This is a genomic window from Exiguobacterium sp. s21, assembly GCF_018617975.1.
Classification (GTDB): Bacteria; Bacillota; Bacilli; order Exiguobacteriales; family Exiguobacteriaceae; genus Exiguobacterium; species Exiguobacterium mexicanum_A.
Genome location: NZ_JACSLF010000021.1, coordinates 1 through 17,053, shown reverse-complemented (window position 1 = coordinate 17,053; position 17,053 = coordinate 1). Strand labels below are relative to the sequence as shown.

The window sequence follows — 17,053 nt, the reverse complement described above, 5'->3', positions numbered from 1 at the left end:
TCGTACGGCTCTGGTTGATCCAACGTCCCAGTGCCGATGGTGTCAAATCGTACTCGCGAACGATATCGATCCTCGGCTTCCCGTTGAGATAGAGCTGGACGACCTGTTCTTTAAATTCATCTGTGTAAACGCGGTGCGCTCTCTTTGTCATGTCTAATGTTCTCCTCGTGTTCATAATTTGTTTCAGTCTAATCGACCTCTTCATTTATGTCCAATTGAGTGTAGCCCATCCAGAACGGCTCGAAGGCCTCGTCGGGGATCTGTTCGACAAGGTCGTGGACAGCGAAGGCGATATCGTTTTCCTGGAGACGGACTTCTAAATCTAGGGGCAAAACCAATTGGTTCATGGTATACTCTTTGTACATAGGGGCACCTCCAAAGTTATGGTTTGGTCACTTTAACTTTATCAGAGGTCGCCCCTATCTGTTTAGTCCAAAATGCGTGCACGAACCCATAAAAATGACAAGAGGCCACCTGGAGCGAACAAGTCGCTCCAGGTGGCCTCTTTGTTATAAATCTACTGAGTTATGTCCCAGCCTCTTTTCCATCGGTTCACGCTCAGGGAACAAGAACTCATACAGCCATTTTTTTGTCATCCTGTCTTCCAAGCTGTCGATGCCACGCTCTGTGGCCCGTTGAATCACATCGCTCACCGTGTTCCTCGAATGTCCGGTGCTCGCACTGATCGTGCGTTGACTGATCCCATCAAAATGAAGTTCCAGTATCTTGCGACCATCAATCAAAACAAAACCCCCATACTTCAATGTCATGCCGACGGCATGCATCTCAAGTATAGGGGAGAAAAGGCATCAAGCGTATAAGTGGTATAGTGTCCGCACTGAGTGGCTCAGTTGTCCACACTCGGTGGCTCAGAAGAATGCACAAGTGGCTCATTTTAAATGCAATAATCAATCATACATAGTGATGACGACAGTCATCGGATGAGGAACCGGAAATCATTGTTTTCGGCAGAAGTGTAAAAGGCAAACGAGCAAAAAGTGTCAAATTCAACTTGACGTCTACAGTGCCCTACTATGTATTTCAGAAAAGAGCTTTCCAGTTGGCTGGAAAGCTCTTTTCGTTACTCTTTTACGCGCATCAGCCGCAAGCTGTTGAGTGCAACCAGAAGGGTAGCGCCCATATCCGACATGATGGCGATCCACAGGGTCAGCCAACCCGGAATGACCAATAGCAGCGCAATCACTTTGATGCCGATGGCGAACGTAATGTTCGCTTTGATGATATTCAGGGATTTCCGGCTCAATTTCACCGTGAATGGCAGCTTGCTCAAATCGTCGCCCATTAAAGCGACATCCGCCGTTTCCAAAGCTGTATCCGTTCCGGCTCCGCCCATGGCAATCCCGACCGTAGAAGCGGCGAGTGCCGGCGCGTCGTTCACGCCGTCTCCAATCATCGCCACCTTGCCGTACTCGGCCCGTAAGCGTTTGATGACATTCAATTTGTCCTCCGGCATCAGCTCGGCCTGGATTTCGGTGACGCCGACCTCTCGGCCGATGGCCTGACCGGTCGCTTTGTTGTCACCCGTCAGCATGATCGTCTTCTTGATGCCCATGTCGTGCAGCTTCTGGATGACTTCCTTGCTGGAGTCCCGGACTTCATCGGCCACGGCGATGACCGCCAGGATGTTTTGTTCCGTTCCGATGATCATGGCCGTCTTGCCCTGATTTTGAAGAGCTGTGACATTTTGTTCCAAGTTCTTATCCGCACTTGCGGCGCCCAGCTCGTTGAAGAGGATCGGGCTGCCGATATAGTACGTGGTTCCTTCGACGGTTCCTTTAATCCCTTTGCCGGTAATGGATGAGAAGTCCTCGACCAAGACCGAAGAATAAGAAATATTTTCTGCATCCGCTTTTTTCATGATGGCCGAAGCAAGGGGATGCTGTGAGCGGTACTCCAGTGCTGTGACGATAGAAAGCAGCTCTTTTTCACTGATTCCCTTGTTCAGCACTTCAAAGTCCGTGACAACCGGAACCCCTTTGGTCAAGGTGCCGGTCTTGTCAAACGCGATGGCTTTCAGCGCGCCCATTTCTTCCAAATACACGCCGCCTTTTACCAAAACGCCTTTTTTCGCTGCGTTCCCGATAGCAGATACAATCGAAATCGGAGTCGAAATGACCAAAGCACACGGGCATCCTACGACTAGCACAGCCAATCCTTGGTAGACCCAGGTTTCCCAGCTAGCATCAAACAGAAGGGGAGGAACGATGGCTACAAGCGCAGCAACGACCATGATAATCGGTGTATAATATTTGGCAAATTTATCGACAAACGCCTGCGAAGGAGCCCGTTCGCCTTGTGCTTCCTCAACCAGGTGGATGATTTTCGCAATGGTTGTGTCTTCAACCAACTTCGTGACTTTGACTTCGAGCAAGCCTTCTTCGTTCAGCGTACCGGCGAAGACATCATCATTCACCGTTTTGGCGACCGGCACGGATTCCCCGGTGATGGCCGCCTGATTGACCGCCGAATACCCGTTGGTCACCGTGCCGTCCATCGCAATCTTCTGTCCCGGTCTGACAATCATGGTGTCACCCACCACAATGTCGTCTACCGAAATTAACTGTTCTTGGCCATTCCGCCGGACCAGTGCCTCTTTCGGAGCGATGTCCATCAACGAACGGATGGATTGTCTCGCCCGGTCCATGGAATAGCGTTCCAGTGCTTCACTGATCGCAAAGAGGATGACCACGATGGCCGCTTCCGCCCATTCCCCGATAAAGGCTGCCCCGATGACCGCAACGGTCATGAGGGTCTTCATGTCGAAATCCAGGCGAATCAGGTTCTGGAAGCCGACTTTGAAGAGCGAGTACCCGCCAATGACAATCGCCGCCACAAACAGGAGCGACGTCATCAGGTTGTCTTCGCCATTGACGAACTGGGAAATGTAGCCGAACACGATCAAGAGGGTGGAGTAGAGCAAGGTGCTGTGCTTTTGGTAGAACGGCACTTTCTTCTCTGTTCGAGCTGGCGCTTTTTCGGTTCCGGTATTCGTGATAGCTGGACGTCCTGTAATTTCAGGCGCCACCTTCAAGTTTTCAAACGCACCGGCTTTCTCCAATTCGTCGATGGTCGCTGCCCCGTAAACGGAAATTTTTGAAGCCCCGAAGTTCACTTTGGCATCCTGGACACCGGGGATCTGCTTGACGTTGTTCTCAAACTTCCCGGCGCAGTTCGCGCATGTAAAGCCTTCGACCCGGAAGACATTTTTGTCTTCGACGGTCACTTCAGGAGCCGCCTGGCGTTTCGGTTTTTCCGGTGCGACCTTCAAATTTTCGAAAGCGCCGGCTTTTTCCAGTTCCTCGACCGTCGCCTCGCCGTAGACCGCAATTTTCGAAGCCCCAAAGTTCACTTTGGCATCCTGGACACCGGGAATCTGTTTGACGTTCTTCTCGAATTTCCCGGCGCAATTCGCACACGAAAAGCCCTCAACCCGGTAGACCGTTTTGTCTTCTGTTTCCTTCGTTTTTTCAACCAACGGAAACAACCTCCTTCTGATGGATGAAGGCCACTTGCACCAAGTGTTTCACATGCGCGTCATCCAGTGAGTAGTAGACCAACTTGCCTTCCTTGCTGTATTTCGCCAACCCCATATTATTCAGTAGTCGCAGGTGGTAGGAGGCGGTTGCGGTAGATGAACCGATGATATTCGCAACGTCACACACACACAGTTTGTCCTCCAGCGATAAGGCGTAGGCGATCTTGATACGCGTATCGTCCGACAACGCCTTGAAGATCTTCGCCACTTCCAATGGATTTTGTTCAGACAGTTGCTGCTGGACTCGTTCCACCTTTTCTTCATCTACACAGACCACATCACAAATCTCTTTTGCCATTTTCATTCACTCCTTTTTCTCACTTCTGTTTACTCATTCGTTTTTTCAAGTAAGTGATTTTCTTCTATATAAAACAAAGAGTGCAAAGAATCACTTCAATTCACCAATCCCCAAAGGAATCGGAAAGTCCCATTCTCCGCCATAATCAAGATGCCGAGCCCGATGAAGACAGTCGGCACAATCCACCGTTCCCAATTTTCTATCGTTTCAGAAATCGTTTTAACGGCTGCCAACCGGTAACTGAGGTAACACAAGACGGCGACCAGGATGGCAAAGACAACCAGCATCACCACAGTTTCACTTGGATTCAAGGTTGAAAAGTAGGGTATGTAGACGCCAATGTTGTCGCCGCCAGCCGCCAGGGTAATGACTGTAATGGTGACAAACAAGCGATTGGGGTTTCCGGAAGACAAACGGGACAGGAGATTCTCTTCGTCGTCCTCGTCTTCTTCTCGCTTCCAGACCCGGATGCCCAGGTAAATCGGAATGAGCCCTAGCAAGCCCACCCAGTGGGACGGCACAAGCGTCAGGCTGTACGCAGCCAACAGGCTGACGCCCACCAAGATGGCTGTTCCTAGGTATTGTCCGATGACAATGGATTTTAACTGGCCTTTTTTCATCGTTTGTGAAAACAGGATCAGCAAAATAATGACGTAATCAATGCTGGTCGCCACATAAGCGGCAACCGCGGTAAAAATCGTGGTTAACAGCACCCTCATCTCCTTTACGGATATCCTAGTGTGAAGTGATACCCTCTGATAGTTATAAATTCAAACAAACGTTTGATTAATGCAAGTGTACAAAGATTTCGCTAGATTGTCAATTATATATTCAAATGATTGTTTTAATGTTTGGGCATGCTTGTTAGATTGAACAGGGAGCGACAAGTGGCAAGGCAAATTGAAATTTAGTATGGCCAATGCCTGCATGTCTTGTTAAGCATTCTATCTTTAGAAGAGCTGAAAATGGTATAGAAGAACAATGTGGAGTAGTTGATTGATAAATCATGATAGGAAAGAGGGATAATATGGATAAAAACAATAAGAAGAAACAGTCCGGAATGAAGTTCGCAGTTCTCCTGACACTATTGGCGGTTGGCATTTTAGCAGCAATCGTCGTGCTCACAAACCAGCAATCTGCTTCACCCGTGGAAACAGGAGAAGTAGATATTACGGGCCAGCCAACGCTTGGTGAAAGTGATGCACCGGTCACGGTCGTGGAATTCGGGGATTTCAAATGCCCGTCCTGTAAAGCTTGGGGAGAAATGGTATATCCGCAGCTGGTGGCGGACTATGTCGAGACGGGGGATGTGAAGTTCTCCTACATCAATGTCCTGTTCCATGGCAATGAATCGATGATCGGCTCTTTGACGTCGGAAGCAGTCTATGAACAAAGTCCGAACGATTACTGGGATTTCCACAAAGCTCTATTTGCGGAACAGCCGGCAGTTGAAAATCACGATGCCCCTTGGCTGACACAGGAAAAAACGGTGGAAGTGGCTTCCCAATTCCCGGCCATTGACCTGGAACAGCTGAAGGAAGACATGGAAAAGCAAACGGCCATGGACAAAGTCAAAACAGATGAAGCGTTGGTGGAAGAACACGGGGTAGCGATGACACCAACGATCGTGGTCAATGGACAGACGCTGGAAGATCCGTTTGATTACGATGCCATCAAAGCATTGATCGATGAAGCGTTAGCGGAGGAAAACTAATGAACGAAACCCATAAAGTATCGGATAAAAGGGGCTTCTTGCTGTACGGAGCTTGGTTCGTCTCGTTGATTGCAACGCTCGGCAGCCTGTACTTCAGTGAAATCAAGGGGTTTATCCCGTGTGACCTGTGCTGGTTTCAGCGGATTTTCATGTATCCGCTTGTGTTGATTTTAGGGATCGCGACGTTCCAGAACGATTGGAAGGTTGTCCGCTATGCCCTGCCCTTATCAGTTATCGGGGGAAGCATCTCGGTCCTGCATTACATGGAACAAAAGATTCCGGGGTTAGGTGGTCTCCGGCCATGTGTAAGCAGCGTTCCCTGTAGCGCAGAGTATATCAATTGGTTTGGGTTCATCACCATCCCCTTCCTCGCATTTATCGCTTTCCTCTTAATCAGTGTGGCGATGGTAATTCTAGTAATGAAGAATAGAGCGAACTGACGGATCGCCCCTAACAATCTATCACGGACTGTCATTTTTACAGAAAGCGGCGATAGGGCAGTTAAGGAACTATACACGTCAATCATCTAAAAGGAGACTGTTCTATGGCTGAAGTAAGTTTATTGCTGGCGTTCGGCGCCGGATTGTTATCGTTCCTCTCGCCTTGCGCGCTTCCACTGTACCCGGCTTTTTTGTCCTACATCACTGGTGTCTCGGTCAATGAGCTGAAAACCGGAAAAGGGGCGATGAAAAAGAGCGCGTTGATCCATACGGTGCTTTTTTTGGTCGGGTTTTCCATCATCTTTCTGGCGCTCGGGTTGTCCACTTCGTTCATCGGCTATTTCTTTTTTGAGAACGCCGACCTGCTGCGCCAGCTGGGTGCCATCTTGATGGTGTTTTTCGGCTTGGTGCTGACCGGTGTCCTGAAATTCGACTTCCTGCTTTCGGATAAGAAAGTCCATTTTCAAAAACGGCCATCGGGCTATACCGGCTCCGTGGTAATTGGGCTGGGCTTCGCCGCCGGATGGACGCCGTGTACCGGCCCCATCCTGGCCGCGGTGATAGCGATGGGGATCGCCGATCCGAGCCGCGGGCTCTTGTATATGCTGTTTTACGTCCTCGGCTTTGCCATTCCGTTCCTCTTGATGTCGTTCTTCATCGAGAAGATGACCTTCCTAAAGAAACGGAGTGCGCAGTTCATGTCGATCGGCGGAGGCTTGATGGTCATCATGGGTCTCATGTTGTATTTCGATATGATGACGGACGTCATCGCTTACCTGTCGCAGTTCACGGGTGGGTTCACTGGATTTTAATAGACCGGACTTATAATATTTAGAAAGGCGTGACGCTATATGACTGCGAAAAAGAATAAAAAGAAGAACCGTTTGATAATGAGGACAAGCATTTTGCTTGTCCTGGCAGGGGCTATAATCTTTACCATCTACAACGGATTAACAAAAGAGAAAAACGAATTGCTGCAAGTTGGAGATTGGGCACCCGATTTTGCTTTGACGGATTTGAATGGGGAACGGCATCAGCTGTCTGAGTACAAAGGGCAGGGGGTGTTCGTGAACTTTTGGGGTACTTGGTGCAAACCGTGCGAAAAAGAGTTCCCGCTGATGGAAAAGCAGTACCAGGTATACAAGGATTAAGGTGTGGAGATACTCGCTGTCAATATTGCGCAATCCGATTATGAAGTGAGACAATTTGCTGAACAGCGAAATTTAACGTTCCCGATTGTTATCGATAAGGACAAAAGTGTTATGGAAGCTTATAATATCCGTCCATTGCCGACTACTCTGTTAGTCAATCAAGAGGGCAAAATCGAGAAAATTATTACGGGTGAAATGTCCGAAGAGGATATCGCGAGTTATATGGAACAGATCAAACCGTGCTGATACCTCTGAATTTCCCAAGCATAATGCGGGCCACGTTATTTTGAAAAATGCTGCAAGGAAAAAACGAGAAAAAGACATTTCTTTAAAGTGGACTAAACCACAAGAAAAGCAATGTCAGGTGTAGAAAATTTATAAATAAAAATCAGGCAAAGATCCTCCACCGGACCGATTGGAAGGATTATTCCTTTTGGGTCAATTGTAGAGGGAATGGATTACCTGTTTTGAAATCAAGATATCTGCACAAAAAGTCGAAACTTTTTCGTTAAGCTATAAGAGGTTGATACTTATGGAAAGTATAGAAAATTGACATATTCGGAGGGCATCTACATGAAAAAAAAGAGAATGGGCATAGCGGTACTGTCGGCTTTGCTTTTGCTGGCAGGATGCAGCAACGATACAGCGGATTCATTTGAAGTTCCATTTGAAGGAGAACTGAGACACGTCCACGGTATGGGCTATGCAGGAGGTGGGAACGATTTGTATTTTGCATCACACAGCGGTCCAAAAATTTATCGTGATGGCGAATGGTTTGAAACAGCGGATAATTTTTTCGATTATATGGGCTTTAACGCTGTAGATGAAGGCTTTTATTCTTCGGGACACCCGAGCGCAGATTCGGATTTGCCCAATCCGCTTGGGATTCAGCGGAGTACAGATGGCGGAGAAACCTTGGAAGAGATTGCATTTCAAGGAGAAACGGACTTTCATGCGATGGCTGTAGGATACACCAGCCATGATATTTTCCTGCTCAATCCAGCAAAAAACTCCTTGCTCGAAGCAGGGTTCTACAAAAGTAACGATATAGGAGAATCGTGGGAGCCGGTCAAAGCTTCAGGATTAGAAGGAGAAGTGATGGCGCTCGCCCTTCATCCGACAGATTCGAACTTCGTTGCTGCAGCTACTTCTACAGGTGTGTATTTCTCACGTGATGGCGGCGAAAATTTTGAGGCGATTACATCGGAAAATGAAACAGGCACAGCGGTGCATTTCACCGAAGACCAGTTGTATTTCGGAAGCTACGGGACAGCGGCGGCTTTGGTGAAGTATACTATGGAAAATGAAGAACTGAAGACGGTGAACATACCGGATCTTCCGCAAGATGCCATCGCTTTTATTGCACAAAATCCGACTGATGAAAGGGAACTGGCGATCTACTCACTCCAGGGCAATGCTTACTTGTCGGAAGACGGATCACAGACCTGGAAAACGCTGCTGGAAGAGGGAAAAACCAAGTAGAAACCAGCTAGCCGTTTGAAAGACGAACCGAATCCAACAGCTTTCGGCAGCAGTCTTTGTCTTGATTGCTGCTAACCAATCGACTTAAAGAGGGATGCCATGTTAAACAGGCTTGCATTGAAAATAGGTTTGCTGTTTTTTGTGTTTATTATCATCATTGAATCGGTTTTGTTTCTAACCCTGTACGTTACTTTTGTCAATGAACGGGTGGATGAAGTCATGACCAACCTGCTTGCAAGAGGGAACACCCACAGCGAAGTATTGGAAGACAGTTTTGAATCGGCGACATTGAACCATGTGGCGTTGATGGAATCGGCCTCCGATTTCATCGTCATCATCACGGATGCAGATGGCAACGAATTGACCCATTCCGATCTGATTGAACCTGAAATGAGGGAAGTGTTGGAACACACCGATTTTGATGAGGTTCTGCAGGAAGGGAAGGTCGTGGAAGAGCGATGGGACAAAAAAGAGTTTATTGCGACGGACAGCCCAATCACCATTGAAGGAGAACATAGAGGCCACGTGTTCATGTTTGCGGAAACCAATCATATCAAAGGGATGGTCAGTCATTTGCGAAACCAATTCCTGATTGTTGGCCTGATTGCTGTCGGGTTGACCGTCATCACAATTTTTCTGCTATCCCGATTGATTACGTTGCCGTTGATTCGGATGAAAGAAGCGACGGAACAGTTAAGCGAAGGGCACCACGAGGTCAGCCTGAATATTGGCCGAAACGATGAGTTGGGAGAGCTGGCGAACGCCATCACTGCTCTATCCAGTGACTTGGAACATTTAAAAAATGAGCGGAATGAATTTTTGGCGAGTATTTCGCACGAGTTGCGGACGCCGTTGACCTATATCAAAGGATATGCCGATATCGCGAGCCGGCCGGATGCATCCGAGGAAGAGAAAAAGGAATACATTGGCATCATCCGGGAAGAGACGGCCCATTTGACGGAATTGATCCGGCAGCTGTTTGAGCTGGCTCAGATGGATCATAACCAGTTCGCCATTCAAAAAGAGGAATTTTCACTGGAGATGCTTTTTGCATCCGTCGTTGCCTTGGTTCGGCCAGCTTTTGACGAGAAACAGATTTCATTGGCTGTCCATTGTGAACATGAGATTGTCGCCTTCATTGATCCCGAACGTTTTCAGCAGGTATTGCTGAATGTCTTGGACAACGCCCGCAAGCATTCTCCTGAAGGAACACAAGTGGTATTACAGGGAGTCCAAGATAAAGGTACCATCACCATAAGCATCCGTGATGAAGGAGAGGGCATACCGGAAAAAGATCTTCCTTTTGTCTTTGAACAATTGTATCGGGTCGATAAATCCAGATCCAGACAGTACGGAGGAAGCGGTCTTGGCCTGGCGATTGCGAAAGAAATCGTCGAATCGCACGGTGGTCTCATGACGCTTCAAAGTGAGTACGGACAAGGGACAACCGTCCTGATAGAATTGAAAAGGGGGGATTCGCTTGCAGAAAGTGCTGTTGGTTGATGATGAACAACGAATGCTGGATTTAGTGGCTTTATATTTGAAGCCGCATCAGTACCTCTGTAAAAAAGCACTGGGAGCTCATGAAGCCCTCGACTATTTGGAATCGGAACCTTTCGATCTCGTCTTACTGGATATCATGATGCCGGAAATGGATGGCTGGGAACTGTGCCGCGAAATCCGGAAATTTTCGGATGTGCCAATCATTATGCTGACGGCGCGGGAACAACAGGAGGATATTGTTAAGGGATTGAATATCGGGGCGGATGATTACATCACAAAGCCGTTTAATGAAGATGAGTTGCTGGCCCGGATGGGGGCGCTGCTTCGCAGGAGAACTCCGAAAAATACCATTGAAGTGGACGGTTTGGTGTGGGACGAAGACCGGTTTGAACTTACGTACGGCAAACATATCATCAAATTGACGCCAAAAGAATTTCTGATGGTGGGCCACCTGATGAAGAATGCCGACAAAGTGTTTACGAGGGAGCAGCTGATCCAGTTAATTTGGGGATTCGACTCAGAGACGGAAGGGCGGACCATCGATTCGCATGTGCGAAATGTTCGGGAAAAAATCCGCCAGTCCGGTTTTCCGGTCGATGATCATTTTCTCACGGTTTGGGGAATCGGCTACAAATGGATCCATGAAGCAGAATGATGCTTGATAAAAGAAAAGGTCCGTCGGAAAATATTTCCGACGGACCTTTTTGAGTAAGGTTATGCGGCGTTACGGCAAGCTTCTGCACATCTACGGCAAGCTTCCGTACAGCGTCTGCAATGTTCATGATGATCGGCGTGCTTCTCACATTCCTCTGCGCAAGCTTCGCAAATGGTTGCGCAAACGGCTGCCAGTTCGGAAACGAACGGTGAATTGTGAGTAATGGCATGTTCCAAAAATGCACACATGTCCGCGCATTCCCGGTCTAATCGAATGCACTGTGCTAGCATCTTCACATCGTCTTCCTGCAGACAAGCGTCAAAACAATGGTTACATTCCGCTGCACAATCATGTAATGCCCGAATCAATTCCTGATGTTGTTCATGAGCCATGTTAAAACCTCCATTTCTTATTTTTGCTTCATTTACTGGATTTCCCTCTCCTTTCCAAACTAAACAGAAATACCGAAACTCCATAGAAACTGCACATTTTATAGACAAGTAATCAAATATTAAAATCAATGGTGCGGTTTTTTTGGGGGGTCATTGTGAACTTCTAAATTAGAGTCATGGAAACAGCGATAAAGTAAAATGATACTAAACACTTGATATACCCTATCGGGGTATGTTAAGTTTAAGGAAATATTACTTTAGGAGGAATAATAATGATTGAAACATTAAAAGTACAAGGTATGTCCTGCGGCCACTGTGCAAACTCGGTTGAAACGGGCGTCGGTGAACTCGAAGGGATTTCATCTGTGACAGTTGATCTTAAAAAAGGCGAAGTGGCAGTAGACTATGATACTGCCAAGACATCATTAAACGAAATTCAGAAAGCGATTGAAGAACAAGGGTATGACGTCGTATAAGGGTGCTTTCACAGCACACTTTACTTTTAAATGAAATATACCCTCGCGTGGTATATTCGGCAAGAACTTTGTGAATGTTAAGAATGTAAATAGGGTTAAATAGGATAAGAACCACTAGTTTGGAGGAGGCGCACTGAATGGCTAAAAATGATAAAGACCATCACCACCATCAAGACGAACAGGTAGATCACAGTAAAATGGATCATTCCAAACATGTTGGGCATTCGTACCATGAAGACCAAGTGAAAGAAGGCATTCAAGACGACAGCAATCCTGCCAAAATTCATGATGATCATGCCCATCACAATCATGGTGGCCACGATCATAGTGACCATGGACATCACCATCATGGGAATTTCAAAGAAATTTTCCTGAAGTCGCTGCCCTTGGGCATTGTCATTCTATTATTGTCGCCGATGATGGACGTTCGGCTTCCTTTCCAATTTACTTTTCCATACTCGGATATTGTGGTCGCTGTATTAGCAACTATCTTATTGGTTTATGGCGGAAAACCCTTCTATCAAGGTGCAATCGCTGAATTTAAGGAAAAAGCACCGGGCATGATGGCCCTTATTTCATTAGGGATATCCGTTTCCTATTTGTACAGCATTTACGCCGTGCTGGCACGCTACGTAACCGGCGATCACATCATGGATTTCTTCTTTGAATTCGCGTCCTTGCTGTTGATCATGCTCCTTGGACACTGGATCGAAATGAAGGCTATCGGAGAAGCAGGAGACGCGCAAAAATCGCTCGCCGAATTGGTGCCGAAAGATGCACATGTGGTATTGGAAGATGATTCGATCGAGACGCGTCCCGTAAATGAGCTGGAAGTCGGAGACCTTGTACGGGTTCAGGCCGGAGAAAACGTCCCTGCCGATGGCATCATCAAAAGAGGCACCTCGCGGATCAATGAAGCTTTGCTGACGGGGGAATCTAAACCCATTGAAAAAGGAGCCGGAGACAAAGTGATCGGCGGTTCCACGAACGGTGCAGGCATCTTATATCTTGAAGTACAGGAAACCGGCGACCAATCGTTCATTTCTCAAGTTCAAACCCTGATAAGCCAAGCGCAGGATCAACCTTCAAGAGCTGAAAATCTTGCTCAAAAAGTAGCCGGCTGGCTGTTTTATATCGCCATTGCGGTGGCTTTCATCGCTTTTGTCGTTTGGCTGTACATTGCTGACATTCAAACCGCTATTCTTTTTACGGTTACGACATTAGTCATTGCATGTCCACACGCTCTCGGCCTTGCCATTCCGCTGGTTATTGCACGAAGCACCAGTTTAGGTGCAAGCCGCGGGCTGTTGGTGAAAGACCGCGAAGCATTGGAGCTGGCAACTAAGGCTGATGTAATGATACTGGATAAAACGGGTACATTGACTACTGGCGAATTTAAAGTTTTGAACATGGAAACACTGGATGGTCAACATACCGAAGCCGAAATCGCGGCGTTAATGGCAGGGATTGAAGGCGGGTCCAGCCACCCAATCGCCCAGTCAATCGTCCAATACGCTGAGAAACAAGGGATTCAGCCTGTCCACTTTGATTCGATTGATGTTGTGTCGGGTGCGGGTATAGAAGGATACGCCAATGGCCGCAAATACGAATTGATCAGCCAAAAGGCACTTGGAAGAGATGTAGCGGTGGATGTTCCCAAAGGGGCAACATTAAGTATACTAGTTGAGGACGGGAATCCGATCGGTACGGTCGCATTAGGCGATGAATTGAAAGAAACGAGCAGAACGCTGATACAGGCATTGAAGCATTACAATATAAAACCGATTATGGCTACAGGTGACAATGAAACGGCTGCCCAAGGAGTAGCAGAGGAACTGGGCATTGAGTACAGAGCCAATCAATCACCGCAAGATAAATATCATTTAGTGGAATCACTGAAAAATAATGGACAAACGGTTATCATGGTCGGCGATGGCGTCAACGATGCACCATCCCTTGCAATAGCAGACGTTGGGATAGCAGTCGGTGCCGGAACTCAAGTCGCCATCGATTCCGCTGATGTGATTTTGACTCAGTCGGATCCAGGCGATATTGAATCCTTTATCGAATTGGCCAATAAAACAACCAGTAAAATGAAACAGAACCTCGTGTGGGGAGCCGGTTATAACTTTATTGCCATTCCCATAGCGGCGGGTGTTCTAGCCTCCATTGGGATTACGTTGGCTCCTGCCGCAGGAGCAGTTCTGATGTCCGTGTCCACGGTTATCGTGGCTATCAATGCGATGACATTGAAACTAAGAAATAGAGCTGTTTAACACCGTGTTTAATTGTCGTACACGAAAAGTGCTGCCTCCCAAAAGTTGAATTTTCTTTAACCTTGGGGGCACAGTTTTGTATTAGGTTAAAGTCAAACGGAGGTTTGAAGACTTTGGATAATTAAATATATTTTTATAGTTAGCATATGAGATATTATCGGAAGAGAGGAAGCCCAAAAGCTTCTTCTCTTTTCTACTTAAATTCAATTAACACAAAAAAGTTTTCAAAAATTGATCATTCATTCATTAATCGCCGATTGTAAAATTAAGCTAGACAATTGAAAAAGCCATTCGTGGTACACTCACAATGTATTTTCCGACCAAAGAAAAACATAGGAGTGATCACGAATGACCTACACCCATCTTACCACGGATGAACTGGTGATGATAGAATCCTACCACCGCCAAAATATACCTGTAGCGATCATTGCTAAGTTGATGAACCGTTCCAGGCAGCCAATCTACAACGTCATCAATTTCCTGAAATCAGGACATACAGCGCTCGACTTCTACACGCAATATAAGAAAAATAAGAAACGCTGCGGCCGGCGGAAGATTGTCCTGCCGAAGAAACAAGTGGCCTATGTTCAAGACAAGGTGGCGCAGGGCTGGACGCCGGATGTCATTGTCGGCCGGGCAGAAACGGCCATCGATTGTTCCGCGCGCACCATCTATCGCATATTCAAAAATCAGGTCTTTGACGCCGCCATGCTGCCGATGAAAGGAAAATGGAAACCCAATGGACACCAGGAACGCCGGGGAAAACAGGCGTTCAAACGCCATATTTCCGAACGGGAAGCCGACAACCCGTCGTTCAAAAAAGAGTTCGGGCATATCGAAGGCGACACCATTGTGGGTGCCCGCCACAAAAGTGCGGTGATCACGCTGGTCGAACGGCTGACGAAAGTCATCATCGCCCTGAAGCCTGCAGGACGCAAGGCTTGCGATATTGAAACTGCGTTGAACCAGTGGTTCCAAGGGGTCCCGAGAAATCTGTTCAAATCCATCACGTTTGATTGCGGCAAGGAATTCTCCAATTGGAAACCGTTGTGCAACCGGCACGACGTCTCGATTTACTTTGCGGATCCCGGCACGCCTTCTCAGCGCGCCTTGAATGAAAACTCCAACGGGCTCCTGCGGAAAGACGGCTTGGCAAAGGAAATGGACTTCAACCAGGTGGATCAAACATTCATTTCGTCGGTGGCCGACAAGCGGAATAACATCCCAAGAAAGTCACTGAATTACCGCACACCGTTGGAGGCATTTTTGAGTCACCTGAATGGAGTCGATCTGTCTAGCTTAAATTGACAAACGGAATGATTTAAAGATATCAGTGTACTGCAACTTTTAACTGATACATCTATAAAAGCAGCAAAGGATTTTTCGTCAGCAACCGCCAGGGCGTTAGTCTATCGATTGTTCGACGTGAATGATTGCCTCGAACGGCACATGGATGATCCCTTCCCTTTGATTGGCCAGCTCGACGGTCCGCTCCATGTAGTTCGTCCGGTGCACGAATCCTCTGAATCGTTTCATCTCCCGCTTCTCCACATATTTTACCTCTACCAAATCTCCGCTGAAGATCGCGTCGTTCAGCACATTCTCATAGACCGATAGGACCTGTTCATCGATATCTGGCATCTCAATTTTTTGAATCTCTTTATAGTATTTCGTCAGTAGCGCCTTGTGCTCGGGCATGAGGAATGGGATCCATTTCAATTCGCCCCGATCGCGATACATCGTCATAATAATTACCCCTCTCAATAAAACGAACGTTTGTTCTTATTTTATACCCGATTTGTCCCGTTTGAACAGCCTTTTTCGTGATTGGTAATCCGTGCGTCCTGTTTCCGTACTCTAGCTCGCTGGTCTTCGGTGCAAGGGACGTCAAAAAAATGACGCGCCCTCCGGCCCGTCTTCCTTCGCTTTAGGCTCAAAGCGAGGCTTTTCGCTCGTTGGCTACGGAAGCCTGTCCCTCCGTTTGCTCTACGCATTTTTTTGAGGCTCTCCCTGCGGTCGCCCTTGCACCGTCTCCCGACGCTCGCTTCGTTCCCGTCAACAGGACGCACAACGGTGTTCGTTCTGAGCTCGGCTTATCCGAAAGGGGACAAACCATCATGGAACTTACATCCATCATCGAGGTCATTCGTATCAAACAAGAGATTCGCGAGGAGATGGTCGCTCTCGAGCACGCCATCATCCAATCACCGGACAGTGCCCGACAAATCGGTTCCTCGTTCATCGGGGACGACGACCGTGAAGTGTTCCTCGTCATCATGCTCAACACAAAGAACCGGGTCATCGGCGTCCACCGGGCACACGTCGGGAGCGTCAACTCGAGTGTCGTCCACCCACGGGAGGTCTTCAAATGCGCCATCTTGAACAACGCCTCGTGCCTCATCGTCTGTCATCAGCACCCGAGCGGGGACCCGACGCCGAGCCGGGAGGACATCCTCGTCTCCGAACGGTTACATGAGGCGGGGGACCTCATCGGCATCCCGGTGCTCGACCATCTCATCCTCGGAGCGGACGAGTCGTACGTCAGCATGAAACAGCGAGGTTACATGGGTTGAACGGAATGGAGTGGGGCCGGGGGACCGGTCCCGGTCCGTCCGGTAAGGACAAGGAAGAAAAACGTACGTTTTTCTTTGACTGGATGGGCGACTCGCGTTGCTCTCGCCTGGATCCATAGAGCGGGATCCGGAAAAGGGTCGTTTTCGCATGACGAAAACGCGATGGTTCGTGTGTGAAGGTTGGACGTTGTTTTGGTCTGTCTCGTAAGAAGACTATTTGATGAAATGACAGAAGTGAAAACACGGTTTGTTTATTGAAAATGAGCATGTTTTCTAAACAAGCCCTAGGGCTTACGTGAAATTAGGCGAGATGTTGTCTGCTTGGATGCGAGGTATCATGAGGCTATCAACAGGAGAGGAAGATTCAGATGGACAGTTACCAACTAGATCAACAGACGATGGACGAGATGACGGAGGTATTGCTTCGACTGTATTTTGCAATACAAATGTGGTTCTTACGCAATGTTGGTGAGGTAGTGATACCGACATTATGGGAATAAAATCAAAAAGGATTGATTCTCATGAACGAGTTGGAGT

Annotated in this window: 18 protein-coding genes and 1 pseudogene; 11 read left to right on the top strand and 8 right to left on the bottom strand. The window is 47.7% G+C overall.

Features of this window, described 5'->3' with window-relative positions; genetic code table 11:
- The 6 genes from KNP06_RS14985 to KNP06_RS14960 form a co-directional block, all read right to left on the bottom strand.
- A partial coding sequence (locus tag KNP06_RS14985; protein WP_214789497.1) for a transposase occupies positions 1 to 151 on the bottom strand: 151 nt, incomplete at its 3' end.
- 37 nt (positions 152 to 188) lie between these two features.
- Positions 189 to 347 carry a hypothetical protein gene (locus KNP06_RS14980; RefSeq protein WP_198662332.1) on the bottom strand — a complete coding sequence of 53 codons (159 nt, stop codon included), beginning with the start codon at positions 345 to 347 and terminating at the stop codon, positions 189 to 191.
- Between the two features lie 162 nt (positions 348 to 509).
- Complete coding sequence (locus KNP06_RS14975; RefSeq protein WP_114167379.1) at positions 510 to 743, bottom strand: helix-turn-helix domain-containing protein; 234 nt, start codon at positions 741 to 743, stop codon at positions 510 to 512.
- Between the two features lie 338 nt (positions 744 to 1,081).
- On the bottom strand, positions 1,082 to 3,496 hold the full coding sequence (locus tag KNP06_RS14970) for a heavy metal translocating P-type ATPase (RefSeq protein WP_214789492.1): 2,415 nt from the start codon (positions 3,494 to 3,496) through the stop codon (positions 1,082 to 1,084).
- On the bottom strand, positions 3,489 to 3,854 hold the full coding sequence (locus KNP06_RS14965) for an ArsR/SmtB family transcription factor (RefSeq protein WP_029595499.1): 366 nt from the start codon (positions 3,852 to 3,854) through the stop codon (positions 3,489 to 3,491). The genes KNP06_RS14970 and KNP06_RS14965 overlap by 8 nt, the downstream gene beginning before the upstream one ends.
- A gap of 95 nt (positions 3,855 to 3,949) precedes the next feature.
- Positions 3,950 to 4,564: a CadD family cadmium resistance transporter gene (locus KNP06_RS14960; RefSeq protein WP_214789494.1), complete on the bottom strand. Its 615-nt coding sequence runs from the start codon at positions 4,562 to 4,564 to the stop codon at positions 3,950 to 3,952.
- Between the two features lie 317 nt (positions 4,565 to 4,881).
- On the opposite strand from KNP06_RS14960, the gene KNP06_RS14955 reads away from it, so the two are divergent.
- The 7 genes and pseudogenes from KNP06_RS14955 to KNP06_RS14925 all read left to right on the top strand — a co-directional run bounded on the left by KNP06_RS14955 (position 4,882) and on the right by KNP06_RS14925 (position 10,799).
- The gene (locus tag KNP06_RS14955; RefSeq protein WP_214789490.1) at positions 4,882 to 5,568 is read left to right on the top strand and encodes a DsbA family protein; all 687 of its coding nucleotides are present in this window, start codon (positions 4,882 to 4,884) and stop codon (positions 5,566 to 5,568) included.
- Positions 5,568 to 6,008: a disulfide oxidoreductase gene (locus KNP06_RS14950; protein WP_214789488.1), complete on the top strand. Its 441-nt coding sequence runs from the start codon at positions 5,568 to 5,570 to the stop codon at positions 6,006 to 6,008. Before KNP06_RS14955 ends, KNP06_RS14950 begins: the two co-directional genes overlap by 1 nt.
- A gap of 104 nt (positions 6,009 to 6,112) precedes the next feature.
- Complete coding sequence (locus KNP06_RS14945; protein ID WP_214789486.1) at positions 6,113 to 6,820, top strand: cytochrome c biogenesis CcdA family protein; 708 nt, start codon at positions 6,113 to 6,115, stop codon at positions 6,818 to 6,820.
- 39 nt (positions 6,821 to 6,859) lie between these two features.
- Positions 6,860 to 7,405, top strand: a pseudogene (gene resA, locus KNP06_RS14940) (thiol-disulfide oxidoreductase ResA).
- Positions 7,406 to 7,732: 327 nt separating this feature from the next.
- Positions 7,733 to 8,641 carry a F510_1955 family glycosylhydrolase gene (locus tag KNP06_RS14935; RefSeq protein WP_114167384.1) on the top strand — a complete coding sequence of 303 codons (909 nt, stop codon included), beginning with the start codon at positions 7,733 to 7,735 and terminating at the stop codon, positions 8,639 to 8,641.
- 99 nt (positions 8,642 to 8,740) lie between these two features.
- Positions 8,741 to 10,144, top strand: a complete 1,404-nt coding sequence (locus KNP06_RS14930; RefSeq protein ID WP_214789483.1) for a sensor histidine kinase — start codon at positions 8,741 to 8,743, stop codon at positions 10,142 to 10,144.
- On the top strand, positions 10,122 to 10,799 hold the full coding sequence (locus KNP06_RS14925) for a response regulator transcription factor (protein WP_029595517.1): 678 nt from the start codon (positions 10,122 to 10,124) through the stop codon (positions 10,797 to 10,799). The genes KNP06_RS14930 and KNP06_RS14925 overlap by 23 nt, the downstream gene beginning before the upstream one ends.
- A 59-nt stretch (positions 10,800 to 10,858) precedes the next feature.
- On the opposite strand, the gene KNP06_RS14920 is transcribed toward KNP06_RS14925, so the two are convergent.
- Complete coding sequence (locus KNP06_RS14920; protein ID WP_214712755.1) at positions 10,859 to 11,191, bottom strand: four-helix bundle copper-binding protein; 333 nt, start codon at positions 11,189 to 11,191, stop codon at positions 10,859 to 10,861.
- Between the two features lie 272 nt (positions 11,192 to 11,463).
- On the opposite strand from KNP06_RS14920, the gene copZ reads away from it, so the two are divergent.
- The 3 genes from copZ (at position 11,464) to KNP06_RS14905 (ending at position 15,251) form a co-directional block, all read left to right on the top strand.
- The gene (gene copZ / locus KNP06_RS14915) at positions 11,464 to 11,667 is read left to right on the top strand and encodes a copper chaperone CopZ (RefSeq protein WP_029336157.1); all 204 of its coding nucleotides are present in this window, start codon (positions 11,464 to 11,466) and stop codon (positions 11,665 to 11,667) included.
- A gap of 137 nt (positions 11,668 to 11,804) precedes the next feature.
- Complete coding sequence (locus tag KNP06_RS14910; RefSeq protein ID WP_251128207.1) at positions 11,805 to 13,943, top strand: heavy metal translocating P-type ATPase; 2,139 nt, start codon at positions 11,805 to 11,807, stop codon at positions 13,941 to 13,943.
- 348 nt (positions 13,944 to 14,291) lie between these two features.
- A complete protein-coding gene (locus tag KNP06_RS14905) occupies positions 14,292 to 15,251 on the top strand; it encodes an IS30 family transposase (RefSeq protein WP_214712751.1) in 960 nt (319 codons plus the stop codon).
- 96 nt (positions 15,252 to 15,347) lie between these two features.
- Here the strand turns inward: KNP06_RS14905 and KNP06_RS14900 are convergent, their stop codons facing one another.
- Positions 15,348 to 15,689, bottom strand: coding sequence for a YolD-like family protein (locus tag KNP06_RS14900; RefSeq protein WP_029595514.1), 342 nt, complete (start codon positions 15,687 to 15,689; stop codon positions 15,348 to 15,350).
- Positions 15,690 to 16,060: 371 nt separating this feature from the next.
- Between KNP06_RS14900 and KNP06_RS14895 the strand changes: the two genes are divergently transcribed.
- A complete protein-coding gene (locus tag KNP06_RS14895) occupies positions 16,061 to 16,516 on the top strand; it encodes a JAB domain-containing protein (protein ID WP_035385670.1) in 456 nt (151 codons plus the stop codon).
- Positions 16,517 to 17,053 lie beyond the last annotated feature (537 nt).